Genomic DNA, 11,368 nt, shown 5'->3' with positions numbered 1-11,368 from the left:
GCGAAGAAGCGCAGCTTACGAGCGGTAAATGAGCATTCTGAGCCTGTTTTTAACGCAGCATGACCGAGCGCAGTAGTTTTCACGCGGTCTGGAGGGCGGTGCCGCTATAATTCGCCCCCTGTCATCCCGCCCGGAAATCCGCTCATGACCCAGGATCAGCTCAAGCAGGCCGTCGCCCAGGCCGCCGTCGACTTCATTCTTCCCCGGCTCGACAGCAAGAGCGTGGTCGGCGTCGGTACCGGCTCCACCGCCAACTGCTTCATCGACGCCCTGGCCAAGCACAAGGCCGAATTTGACGGCGCCGTCGCCAGCTCGCAAGCCACCGCCGCGCGTCTCAAGGGCCACGGCATCCCGGTGTACGAGCTGAACACGGTCAGCGAACTGGAGTTTTACATCGACGGCGCCGACGAGAGCGACGCGCACCTGAACCTGATCAAGGGCGGCGGCGCCGCGCTGACCCGCGAGAAAATCGTCGCCGCAGTGGCCAAGACCTTCATCTGCATCGCCGACGCCAGCAAGCTGGTGCCGGTGCTCGGCGCCTTCCCGCTGCCGGTGGAGGTGATCCCGATGGCGCGCAGCCACGTCGCCCGCCAGCTGGTCAAACTCGGCGGCGACCCGGTGTATCGCGAGGGCGTGCTGACCGACAACGGCAACGTCATCCTCGATGTGCACAACCTCAGCATCGTCAATCCGCTGGAGCTGGAAGCGCAGATCAACGCCATAGTCGGGGTGGTCACCAACGGCCTGTTCGCCGCGCGCCCGGCCGACCTGCTGCTGCTCGGCACGCCTGAAGGCGTGAAGACCCTGCGCCGCTGATCGGCTGCCGGCCCGCGCCCGGCGGAGTCGTCTAGCGTTACTGGGGATGGCGCCAGCTCAGCCCGAGGCGCGCCAGCCCATTACGCCAGGAGACCCCCGATGGCCGGAAAATTCCATCTGAAAAAGGCCAAAGACGGCCAGTTCCACTTCAACCTGCTCGCCGGCAACGGTGAGATCATCCTCACCAGCGAGCTGTACAAGGCCAAGGACTCGGCGCTGAACGGCATCGAGTCGGTGCGCAAAAACGTCGCGCGCGACGGCGCCTTCGAAGCCAAGGACGGTAGCGGCGGCAAGCCCTACTTCGTGCTCAAGGCCAGCAACGGCCAGGTGGTCGGCCAGAGCCAGATGTACGCCAGCGCCACCAGCCGTGACGCCGGCATCCAGTCGGTGATCAGCAGCGCGCCGGGCGCCGCGCTGGTCGACGAGAGCTGATCAGTCGGCCTGTTTGCGGAACACGTAGAACAGGTTCGGCTCGCTGACCAGGTAGATAGTGCCGGCATCGTCCATGGTGATGCCTTCGGCCTGCGGCACCGAACGCCGCAGGCCATGCTGGCCGCGCAGCAGCGACAGGCTGCTGATCGGCCGGCCGTCGCCATTCAGCTCCAGCGCCAGCCGCGACTCGTCGGACAGCGCCAGCAGATGGCCGGTGCGCGCGTCGTAGTCGAGGCTGGAGAGGTCGCGGACGAACAACCGGGCGTCGCGCGCCGGGTCGTCCACCACATGCACCGCGTAGGGCAGCTCCGGGTTGAGTTGCGGAAAGCCGTGCACCTCATAGATGCGTACCGGGTCGCGCTCCTTGGCGACGAACAGCCGCTGCCCGGCGGCATCATAGGCCAGGCCCTCGAAGCCCTTGTTGCCATTCATGCCGATACCCAGCGTCAGCTGTTCGGTGGCCGCGGCACTCACCGGTGCCTCGCCCTCGCCGAGGCGCACCTTGATCAGCCGCTGCGCGCGCTCGTCGGTGATCACATAGAGCCCTGGACCGATGTACTCGATGGCCTCCGGGTCGCCGAAGCCCTGCAGCGGAATGCGCCGCAGCACCTGGCCGGTGAGCGACAACTCGATGAGCTGCGAGTTCTTGTTGGTGACCGTGAATAGGGTCTTGCGCTCGGGGTCGTAGGCCAGCGCCGACAGGTCGCTCAGGCCCGCGATCGGCAGGGCCTCGATCGCCACCCGATAGTCCGGCAACCAGATCGACTCGCCGCGCCACTTGGCCGCATGCCGCCATTCCTGCACCGGAAACCAGGCCCGCTCGAACAGGCGAAACTCCTGGGCGGTCAGCGCCGCCAGCAGCAGCACGCCGATCAGCAGGGCCCAGAGCAGGCGTTTCGGAGTCAGCAATCGGCGCATGCGGGCAAGCTCAGCGGGACAGAATCGTCTAGAAATAACACAAGCAGACTGAAGCGAAGCTTAACAACTGCCACTCAGGGACGAACCAGAGGAAGACCATGACCTCGGCATTGCGTGCGGAAGAGCGCGCCCTCACCACGCTGCACACCATCGCCCTGGCCGTCAGCCAGCTCGCTGACAGCGCACCCTGCGAGCGCCTGCTGCAGGACAGCGGCCTGCGCCGCGCCGATCTGGATACCCCGGACAAGCTGATCAGCCACGCCCAGGAGCTGCGGGTGTTCGCCAACGCCCTGCAGCATACCCGCGACCCGGCGCTGGGCCTGACCCTCGGCCTGCGCATGCATGTCTCGGCCTACGGCATCCTCGGCTACACCATGCTCGCCAGCCGCAGCCTGCGCGAGGCGCTGCAGCTGGCCCTGGTCCACCCGGCACTGCTCGGCACCTATTTCAAGCTGAGCCTGGAAGAGGACGGCGACGAGGCGCGCCTGGTCGCCGTCGGCTACCGCTATGCGCCGGAACTGACGGTGCTCAACACCGAGCTGTGCCTGACCTCACTGCTCACCGTGGTCCAGGACCTGCTCGGCCAGGCGCTGCGCCCGCGCCGTCTGCTGCTGGCCTACCGGCCGCCGTTGCACGCCCTGGCCTACGGCGACAAGCTCGGCTGCCCGACCGAGTTCGGTGCGTCGCGCAACGCTCTGTGCTTCGACGCCGCGCTGCTCAATCGCGAGCTGCCACTGGCCGACCCGGTGACCTGCCACCATGGCCTGCAGCAATGCCTGAAGCTCGACGCCCAGCTGAACAACGGCCACGACGTGCTCGGCCAGATCCGCCAGCACCTGGCCAGCAACCTGCGCGAAGCCGGCAGCCTGGAGCGCGTCGCCGGCCAGCTGCACCGCAGCGCACGCACCCTGCGCCGGCATCTGCAGCGGATGAACACCAGCTACCAGCGCCTGCTCGACGAGGTGCGCTATGACAAGGCGCGGCAGTTGCTGATGCAGACTGACCTGCCGATCTACCTGATCGCCGAGCAGCTCCGCTACAGCGAAACCGCCAGCTTCCGCCACGCCTTCCAGCGCTGGAGCGGGCAGACACCGAGCCTGTACCGGCGCTGAACGAGGCATCCGCCCTCAGCATTTCGTAGCCCGGATGCCATCCGGGATGGCCCCCCGGATTGCATCCGGGCTACGGCCTCACTGGCTCCCCGCCTGCGCGGGGACGAGGGTGCGGCGGAAAGCAATCCTTCGGCTCGGCATTCCTCCGCTGGCAGGAATCCAGCCCGTAGGATGGGTTGAGCCTGCGATACCCATCGAATCGCCGATGGGTATCGCTGCGCTCGACCCATCCTACGAACCGCGGGAACGACGGAAGCAGCGCCCCCCCCATCCCCGTCATTCCCGCACAGGCGGGGATCCAGAGCAGCGGCCAACACCAGCACCCAGGCTCTGCGGAGAAACCCCAGGCGGCTCCGCCAGCCCAACGCCCCACTGCAACTTGGCCGCAATTGTCCCCTTTTGTCCGGATTTATCGTTCTGCCGCCACCGGCGCACTGCCAGAATCCGGGGAACGCCGGGACGGATTTCCGCACAAGAAGAAAAGCCCAACAAGAACAACTAGTTAGGGATTGGGATCAGCATGGCCAGCGCGATCAACATCGAACACATCAGCATGGAGTTCGGCGAGCCTGGGCACCGGGTCAAGGCGCTTGACGAGGTTTCGCTGGACATCCACGCCAACGAATTCTTCACCCTGCTCGGCCCCTCCAGCTGCGGCAAGACCACCCTGCTGCGCCTGATCGCCGGCTTCGAGCAGCCCAGCGCCGGCACCATCCGCCTGTACGGCGAAGCCATGCAGGACCTGCCGCCGTTCCGTCGGCCGGTCAACACCGTGTTCCAGAGCTACGCGCTGTTCCCGCACATGACGGTGGCGCAGAACATCGCCTTCGGCCTGGAGATGCGCGGCCTGGGCAAGGCCGAGATCGGCGCGACGGTGCAGCGCATGCTGGCGCTGGTGAAGCTGCCGGATGTCGGTGGGCGGCGTGCCGACCAGCTGTCCGGCGGCCAGCAACAGCGTATCGCCCTGGCCCGCGCGCTGGCCAACCGGCCCAAGGTGCTGCTGCTCGACGAGTCGCTGTCGGCGCTGGACCAGAAGCTGCGCAAGGACATGCAGATCGAGCTCAAGCGCCTGCAGCACGAGACCGGCATCACCTTCATCTTCGTCACCCACGACCAGGAGGAGGCGCTGACCATGTCCGACCGCATCGCGGTGATGGACAAGGGCCAGATCCTCCAGGTCGGCACGCCGCTGGAAATCTACGAGGCGCCGGCCAATCGGCGGGTCGCCGCCTTTATCGGCGAGACCAACTTCCTGGCCGGCGAGGCCCTCGGCACCGGCGTGCGCCTGGCCGACGGCCAGCTGCTCAGCGCCTTCAGCGCCACGCGTGGGCCTGTGACCCTGGCGATCCGCCCGGAACGCACGCGCCTGGCCGACAACGGCGAACTGGTCGGCGCGGTGGAGAACGTGGTGTATGTCGGCACCGACACCATCTATCACCTCAAGGTCGCCGGCCAGAGCGGCTTTCGCGTGCGCCAGCAGAACGCCGAGGGCGCGCTGTGCGCCTATGCCCCAGGCGAGCAGGTGCGCGTGCAGGTGGCGCCGACGGCGATCAAGGTGCTGAGCGAATGAGTGGCCTGCAGGCCGTCGCCGCGCGCCGCCAGCTCAACCGCCGGCTGCTGCTGAGCAGCCCGGCGATGCTCACCCTGCTGGTGCTCATGCTGCTGCCGCTGGGCATCATGTTCGTCGTCTCGCTGCTGCAGTCCGGCGATTACGGCGGGGTGAAATGGGGCCAGTACTCGGCGGACGCCTACGTCAACTTCTTCTACGAGCGCGATCTCGACGACAGCTGGGTGTTCAACACCGACTACCTGCAGATCTTCCAGCGCTCGTTCTGGCTGTCGGTGCTGACCACCCTCGGCTGCCTGCTGATCGGCTTCCCCACCGCGCTGTACCTGGCCCTGCAGCCCGAGCGCAAGCGCAACCTGCTGCTGTTCCTGGTCACCGTGCCGTTCTGGACCAACCTGCTGGTGCGCGCCTATGCCTGGATGTTGCTGCGCAACGGTGGGCTACTCGACGCCGGCCTGCAGGGCCTGAACCTTAGCGCGCAACCGCTGGGCCTGCTGTACAGCGACGCGGCGGTGATCATCGGCCTGCTCTACACCTACCTGCCGTTCATGGTGCTGCCGATCTACACCAGCCTGGAGAAGCTCGACTGGCGCCTGGTGGAGGCAGCCTTCGACCTCGGCGGCAACCGCTGGCAGGCGCTCAAGTGGATCATCGTGCCGCTGGCCATGCCCGGCGTAGTCGCCGGGGCGATCCTGGTGTTCATCCCGGCGCTGGGCAACTACATCATTCCCGAGCTGCTCGGCGGCGGTAAGACGCTGATGATCGGCAACCTCATCCAGCTGCAGTTCGGTGCCTCACACAACTGGCCGCTGGGCGCGGCGCTGGCCTTCGCTCTGCTCGCCTTCGTGCTGCTGGCGATGCTCACCTACAGCCTGCGCTTCAAACCGGGCAACGGCGGAGGCCGGCCATGAACGTCGACAACCCGCTGTGGCGCTTCGCCGGCATGCGCCCGGCGGCCTGGCTGTTCTTCCTGTTCCTCTATCTGCCGATCCTGGTGCTGGTGGTGTTGAGCTTCAACGGCGGGCAGTCGGCGACCCTATGGGACGGCTTCAGCCTTAAGTGGTACGCGGTGGTGGCCAACGACGCCGAGATCGTCCGCGCGGCGCAGAACTCGCTGATCGTCGCCAGCCTCGCCACCCTGCTCGCCACCAGCCTGGCCACCCTCGCCGCCTTGGGCATGCGCGGCGGCGCCTTCCGCGGGCAGACGCTGATGAGCGGGGTGCTCGGCCTGCCGCTGCTGGTGCCGGAGATCGTCACCGCGGTGGCGACCCTGATGTTCTTTAGCTTCGTCGGCCTCAAGCTGTCGCTGTTCACCATCCTCATCGCCCATGTGGTGTTCTGCATCCCGTTTGCCTACCTGCCGATCCGCGCCCGCTTGGAGGGCATGAACCCGCAGCTGCTGGAGGCCGCCGCCGACCTCTACGCCTCGCCCTGGCGGGCGTTCTGGAAGGTCAGTTTTCCGCTGCTGCTGCCGGGCATCCTTTCCGGCGCCATGCTCGCCTTCATCATCTCCATGGACGACTTTGTCATCACCTACTTTGTCGCCGGCGCCGGCGCGACCACCCTGCCGGTGTACATCTTCCGCTCCATCCGTATGGGTATCTCGCCGAAAATCAACGCGATTTCCTCGATCATCCTCGTGATTTCCATAGCTTTCGTCGCCCTGTCCTACTACGTCGGCCAGCGCCAACGCCGAAGACCCCAAGGTCGCGCTCAAGATCCAAGAAGTGCTGCTCAAGCAGAAGCCCCTGCTGGCCATGTACAACAGTGACGGCACCATCGAACGCATGGCCGCCGGCGAAGTCGCCATGCACCAGCAGTGGAACGGCGCCTTCCACCGCGCCCACGCGCAGCGCGCGACCCTCACCTACGTCTATCCGAAGGAAGGCATCAACCTGTTCATCGACAACTTCGCGATCCCCAAGGACGCCAGCAACGTCGAGGAAGCGCACGTCTTCATCAACTGGATGATGCAGCCGGAGAACATCGCCGCTGCCTCCAACTTCGCCAAGTACAACAACGCCATCGCCGGCTCTGACCCGTTCATGGACAAGGCGCTGTTCGATGACCCGGCGATCAACACGCCGCAGGACAAGCTCGCGCGCCTGACGCCGTTCAAGCTCTGCTCGCCGAAGGCCCTGGCCTTGCGCAGCAAGGTGTGGACCAAGCTGAAGAAGTAGGCCCTCGCGCCACGCCTCTGCCGCGACCGGGAGAGGCACCACCCGCCCCGCCAACCCATGAGTAACGGGCCTGCACGCAGGCCCGGGAGGAGCCCTGCCTGTCGACCTCCTACAGCGACGACCAGCATCCGCACCACGGCCAGTACGAGCTGATCCACGGCCAGTTCACCCCCCAGCTTCGAGATGCCTAGCCGCGCCGACAGGGGCCTGGCGCGCCTGCAGGAGGTGCAACTCGGCACCATACAAACGCCGCAGACGTTCGGCTTGGCGCCGCTGCAAAGGCTTCGTCAACTTCCTCGCCGAGGCCTAGTGGCCTGTTTGGTTAATTCGATTAGTCAATTTCGGCGCCTGAGGCCCTGATACTGCGTTGCTGCTCCTCGCCATAGCGGGCTATGACTCGTCGCAGCGCCTTGTCTCAGAACCTCAGTCATCCGAACTTGAGGTAACCAACTAACCGCACAGGCCACTAGAGCGACTGGGCGTGCTGGAGCCTGGCACTCGGGGTGGGTACCTGCAAGGCAGAGCCGATATCGCAGTTCGAGCTGGACAGCCCGGACTACTTGCGGATGGACGAAACCATCGGCCCGCTGTTCGTCATGGAGGGGGTATGCGGTCATCAATGGGTGAACGTGCGGCAGGGCTTCGACGCCGGCGCCTGAGCAGCTGCCGCGCCGGGCGCAAGACCGGCACGGCATGACTTCACTTGGCCAGCTCGACGAGATCGACGTCGACCTCGCGACCGGTCAGATCGCGTTCGACCTCGCCGGCCAGCTTGACCTTGGCGGTTTCCGAGATGGTCTGCGGCGGCCAGTCGTCGTCATCGATCTCGACCTGGATGGTGCCGCTGGCGTCCTTGAACTCGTACTTGTCGCCCTTCACGCGCTTGACGATCTGCCCGGTCAGCAGCACCGGCGTATCGTCGGCGGCTTCCAGGGCGGCGGCGACCGTGGTCACCTGCGGGGTGTTGCCCGGGCCGCTGTAGCCACCCGCGGCCAGGGCGGCGGTGGACAGCAGGGGCACGAACAGCAGGGCTAGGGCTTGGCGTTTCATAGGGCAGTTCCCGTAACAGTGGTGGACGGGATCAGCCTAAGCGCCGCAGCTGAATTCAGGCTTAATTCGCCTTGGCGGCCGCCGGCTCCTTGCGGAACACGTAGAACAGGTTCGGCTCGCTGACCATGTAGATGGTGCCCTGCTCGTCGATGGCCACGCCTTCGGCGCGCGGGATCTTGCGGTGCAGGCCGTTGAAGCCGCCGAGCAGGCTGATGAAACTGACCGGCTCGCCACGCTCGTCGAGCTCCAGCAGCAGGCTGGACTGCGCCGACAGCACCAGGGTGTGGCCGGTGCGCGGATCGACGCTCAGCGCCGAGAGGTTGCGCATATACAGCTGCTCGCTGGGCAGCGGCTGCATCGCCCCGCTGAGGCTCGGTCCGCCATCGCTACTCCAACTGAACAGCGCGGTCGGCGTACGCTCCTTGCCGAGCAGCAGGCGCTGGCGCGCCGGGTCCCAGGCGATGCCCTCGAAGCCCTTGTTGCCCGAATCGGCAAAGCCAAGGTCGCGCTCGGCGGTATCCAGGGCGTTGAGCTCGAGGGTCAGCGGGCTGAGCTTGAAGATCGACAGGGTGCGCCGGCGCTCGTCGGTGATCGCCATATTGCCGTCGGCCAACATGGCCACCCCTTCGGGGTTGGCGAAACCGACCAGGGCGATGCGCCGCAGCACCTCGCCGGTGAGGCTCAGCTCGACCAATTGCGGATCCATCCCGGTCACGGTGAACAGGGTCTGGCTCGCCGGGTTGTAGGTCAGGTCGGAAGGCTCGTCGTCGTCCAACCCGGCCAGCGGCTTGGCCTGGATCACCGCCCGGTAGCCGGGTAGCCAGACACTGGCGGCGCGCGCGCTCTGGCCGACGCCGAGCTCCTGCAGCCACAGCCAGGCGCGCTCGTCCCAGTGCCAAGCCTTGGCCAGCACCGTAACGGCCAACAGGCAGAACGCCGGCGCCAGCCAGCGCGGACGCAACATGGAAGAGAAAGTGAGGGGCATCGACAACGGCTCGAGACGGCGACAGCGAGCAACCCGGCCGTCTTGGAAAATTGTTCCCTGCGTCATCCTTGACGGAACACCCGGCCCTGGCGGGCCAGGGTGGGTCGACCTTACAACACCCGGCTGGCGAAACGCGAGTGACCGACCAGTTCCAGCAGCAGTTCGTCGCCGCTGTGCAGCGGGCCGACGCCCGCCGGCGTGCCGGTGAGCAGCACATCGCCGGCTTGCAGGCTGAAGTGGCCACAGATGTGCTGGATCATCGGCACGATCGGGTTAAGCATGGCGCCGCTGTTGCCGTCCTGGCGCAGCTCGCCGTTGATCGTCAGGCGAATGCCGATGTCGGTCAGGTCCTCCACCGCATCGCCCGGCACGAAGGGCGCCAGCACGCAGGCGCCGTCGAAGGCCTTGGCCACTTCCCAGGGGTAGCCCTTGTCCTTGAGCTTGGCCTGCACGTCGCGCAGGGTCAGGTCGAGCGCCGGGGCGAAGCCGGAAATGGCGTCCAGCACCTCCTCGCGGTTCGGTGTGCGCGACAGCGGCTTGCCAATCAGCACGGCGATCTCCGCCTCGTAATGCACCACGCCGCGGTCGGCGGGAATGCTGAAGCCCTCGTCCAGCGGCACCACGCAGCTGCCCGGCTTGATGAACAGCAGCGGCTCGCTGGGCAGCGGGTTGTTCAGCTCCTTGGCGTGCTCGGCGTAGTTGCGGCCGATGCACACCACCTTGCCGAGCGGGAAGTGGATATGGGTGCCGTCGCGGTATTGGTGCTGGTAGCTCATGCCGGTTCCTCACACATTACGTAGGATGGGTCGAGCGCAGCGATACCCATCATCACAGTCACGTTGGGTATCGCTGCGCTCGACCCAACCTACCGCAAGCACCAGGCCGCGATCAGACCGGGAAGATCTTGCCGGGGTTCATGATCCCGTTGGGGTCGAACGCCGCCTTGATCGCCTTCATGTAGGCGATTTCCGCCTCCGAACGGCTGTAGCTCAGGTAGTCGCGCTTGGTCATGCCGACCCCGTGCTCGGCGGAGATCGAACCGTTGTACTTCTGCACGGTCTCGAACACCCACTGGTTGACCGTCGCGCACTTGGCGAAGAACTCGTCCTTGCTCAGCGCGTCCGGTTTGAGGATGTTCAGGTGCAGGTTGCCGTCGCCGATGTGGCCGAACCAGATGACCTCGAAGTCCGGATAGTTCTGCTCGACGATCGCGTCGATGTCGTGCAGGAACGCCGGCACCTTGCCGACGGTGACCGAGATGTCGTTCTTGTACGGGGTCCAGTGGGCGATGGTTTCCGAGATGTACTCGCGCAGCTTCCACAGGTTGGCCAGCTGCTGCTCGCTCTGGCTCATCACCCCGTCGACCACCCAACCCTGCTCGACGCAATGCTCGAAGGTCGCCAGCGCGGCGTTGGCCACCTCTTCGGTGCTCGCCTCGAATTCCAGCAGGGCGTAGAACGGGCACTCGCTGTCGAACGGCGCCGGTACGTCGCCGCGGGCGAGGATCTTGGCCAGGGCCTTGTCGGAGAAGAATTCGAAGGCGGTCAAGTCCAGCTTGTTCTGGAAGGCGTGCAGCACCGGCATGATCGAGTCGAAGTCGGGGGTGCCGAGGACCATCGCCGTGAGGTTCTGCGGCGCGCGATCGAGGCGCATGGTCGCCTCGACGACGAAGCCGAGGGTGCCTTCGGCGCCGATGAACAGCTGGCGCAGGTCGTAGCCGGTGGCGTTCTTGATCAGGTCCTTGTTCAGCTCGAGCAGGTCGCCCTTGCCGGTGACGACCTTCAGCCCGGCCACCCAGTTGCGGGTCATGCCGTAGCGAATCACCTTGATCCCGCCGGCATTGGTGCCGATGTTGCCGCCCAGCTGACTGGAACCGGCGGAGGCGAAGTCGACCGGGTAGTACAGGCCCTGCTCTTCGGCGAAGGTCTGCAGCTGCTCGGTGACCACCCCCGGCTGGCACACCACGGTGCGGTCGAACTCGTTGAAGGCGAGAATCTGGTTCATGTAGTCGAAGGCCACCACCACCTCGCCATTGGCCGCGACCGCGGCGGCGGACAGCCCGGTACGGCCGCCCGATGGCACCAGGGCGACCTTGCGTTCGTTGGCCCAGCGCACGATCGCCTGCACCTGCTCGATGCTCTTGGGAAACGCGATGGCCAGCGGCGCCGGGGCGAAATGCTTGGTCCAGTCCTTGCCGTAGGCATTCAGGGAGTCGGCATCGGTGAGGACCTTGCCGGGCTCAACCAGGGTCTTCAGCTCTTCGATCAGGGCGGAGTGGGTCATCAGCGGAACTCTCAAACGATTCATG

Annotated in this window: 11 protein-coding genes and 2 pseudogenes; 8 read left to right on the top strand and 5 right to left on the bottom strand. The window is 66.1% G+C overall.

Annotation, left to right across the window (positions count from 1 at the left end; genetic code table 11):
* The first annotated feature begins 144 nt into the window (after positions 1 to 144).
* Entirely contained in the window at positions 145 to 816 is a 672-nt protein-coding gene (rpiA, locus tag D3880_RS01125; protein ID WP_119891706.1) for a ribose-5-phosphate isomerase RpiA, read from the top strand.
* Between the two features lie 99 nt (positions 817 to 915).
* On the top strand, positions 916 to 1,248 hold the full coding sequence (locus tag D3880_RS01120) for a YegP family protein (RefSeq protein WP_119891705.1): 333 nt from the start codon (positions 916 to 918) through the stop codon (positions 1,246 to 1,248).
* Here the strand turns inward: D3880_RS01120 and D3880_RS01115 are convergent, their stop codons facing one another.
* Entirely contained in the window at positions 1,249 to 2,166 is a 918-nt protein-coding gene (locus D3880_RS01115) for an SdiA-regulated domain-containing protein (RefSeq protein ID WP_119891704.1), read from the bottom strand.
* A gap of 98 nt (positions 2,167 to 2,264) precedes the next feature.
* Here D3880_RS01115 and D3880_RS01110 point away from each other — a divergent pair, with 98 nt between their 5' ends.
* The 6 genes and pseudogenes from D3880_RS01110 to D3880_RS23280 form a co-directional block, all read left to right on the top strand.
* Positions 2,265 to 3,278 (top strand): AraC family transcriptional regulator, encoded by a 1,014-nt coding sequence (locus D3880_RS01110; RefSeq protein ID WP_119891703.1) that lies wholly within the window; start codon positions 2,265 to 2,267, stop codon positions 3,276 to 3,278.
* Positions 3,279 to 3,798: 520 nt separating this feature from the next.
* Entirely contained in the window at positions 3,799 to 4,848 is a 1,050-nt protein-coding gene (locus tag D3880_RS01105; RefSeq protein ID WP_119891702.1) for an ABC transporter ATP-binding protein, read from the top strand.
* The gene (locus D3880_RS01100; RefSeq protein ID WP_119891701.1) at positions 4,845 to 5,756 is read left to right on the top strand and encodes an ABC transporter permease; all 912 of its coding nucleotides are present in this window, start codon (positions 4,845 to 4,847) and stop codon (positions 5,754 to 5,756) included. Before D3880_RS01105 ends, D3880_RS01100 begins: the two co-directional genes overlap by 4 nt.
* A pseudogene (locus D3880_RS22850) lies at positions 5,753 to 6,538 on the top strand (ABC transporter permease); the annotation flags it as partial. The gene D3880_RS01100 and the pseudogene D3880_RS22850, both read left to right, overlap by 4 nt.
* 34 nt (positions 6,539 to 6,572) lie before the next feature.
* Entirely contained in the window at positions 6,573 to 7,025 is a 453-nt protein-coding gene (locus D3880_RS22845) for an extracellular solute-binding protein (protein WP_177412149.1), read from the top strand.
* Positions 7,026 to 7,516: 491 nt separating this feature from the next.
* Positions 7,517 to 7,684, top strand: a pseudogene (locus D3880_RS23280) (histone deacetylase family protein); the annotation flags it as partial.
* A gap of 40 nt (positions 7,685 to 7,724) precedes the next feature.
* Here the strand turns inward: D3880_RS23280 and D3880_RS01085 are convergent.
* The 4 genes from D3880_RS01085 to D3880_RS01070 form a co-directional block, all read right to left on the bottom strand.
* Positions 7,725 to 8,075 carry a NirD/YgiW/YdeI family stress tolerance protein gene (locus tag D3880_RS01085; RefSeq protein ID WP_119891700.1) on the bottom strand — a complete coding sequence of 117 codons (351 nt, stop codon included), beginning with the start codon at positions 8,073 to 8,075 and terminating at the stop codon, positions 7,725 to 7,727.
* A 61-nt stretch (positions 8,076 to 8,136) separates the two neighbouring features.
* On the bottom strand, positions 8,137 to 9,060 hold the full coding sequence (locus D3880_RS01080) for an SdiA-regulated domain-containing protein (protein WP_119891699.1): 924 nt from the start codon (positions 9,058 to 9,060) through the stop codon (positions 8,137 to 8,139).
* 110 nt (positions 9,061 to 9,170) lie between these two features.
* Positions 9,171 to 9,836: a fumarylacetoacetate hydrolase family protein gene (locus tag D3880_RS01075; RefSeq protein ID WP_119891698.1), complete on the bottom strand. Its 666-nt coding sequence runs from the start codon at positions 9,834 to 9,836 to the stop codon at positions 9,171 to 9,173.
* A 112-nt stretch (positions 9,837 to 9,948) separates the two neighbouring features.
* Complete coding sequence (locus D3880_RS01070; protein ID WP_119891697.1) at positions 9,949 to 11,343, bottom strand: FAD-binding oxidoreductase; 1,395 nt, start codon at positions 11,341 to 11,343, stop codon at positions 9,949 to 9,951.
* Positions 11,344 to 11,368 lie beyond the last annotated feature (25 nt).

This window comes from Pseudomonas cavernae, from assembly GCF_003595175.1.
GTDB lineage: Bacteria > Pseudomonadota > Gammaproteobacteria > Pseudomonadales > Pseudomonadaceae > Aquipseudomonas > Aquipseudomonas cavernae.
This window is presented reverse-complemented; position numbering and strand designations above follow the sequence as displayed.

Coding starts and splice junctions, on each gene's coding strand:
- D3880_RS01070 (WP_119891697.1), bottom strand. CDS start 11,343: ATGACCCACTCCGCCCTGATCGAAGAGCTGAAGACCCTGGTTGAGCCC.
- D3880_RS01085 (WP_119891700.1), bottom strand. CDS start 8,075: ATGAAACGCCAAGCCCTAGCCCTGCTGTTCGTGCCCCTGCTGTCCACC.
- D3880_RS01075 (WP_119891698.1), bottom strand. CDS start 9,836: ATGAGCTACCAGCACCAATACCGCGACGGCACCCATATCCACTTCCCG.
- D3880_RS01080 (WP_119891699.1), bottom strand. CDS start 9,060: ATGCCCCTCACTTTCTCTTCCATGTTGCGTCCGCGCTGGCTGGCGCCG.
- D3880_RS01100 (WP_119891701.1), top strand. CDS start 4,845: ATGAGTGGCCTGCAGGCCGTCGCCGCGCGCCGCCAGCTCAACCGCCGG.
- D3880_RS01110 (WP_119891703.1), top strand. CDS start 2,265: ATGACCTCGGCATTGCGTGCGGAAGAGCGCGCCCTCACCACGCTGCAC.
- D3880_RS01105 (WP_119891702.1), top strand. CDS start 3,799: ATGGCCAGCGCGATCAACATCGAACACATCAGCATGGAGTTCGGCGAG.
- rpiA (WP_119891706.1), top strand. CDS start 145: ATGACCCAGGATCAGCTCAAGCAGGCCGTCGCCCAGGCCGCCGTCGAC.
- D3880_RS01120 (WP_119891705.1), top strand. CDS start 916: ATGGCCGGAAAATTCCATCTGAAAAAGGCCAAAGACGGCCAGTTCCAC.
- D3880_RS01115 (WP_119891704.1), bottom strand. CDS start 2,166: ATGCGCCGATTGCTGACTCCGAAACGCCTGCTCTGGGCCCTGCTGATC.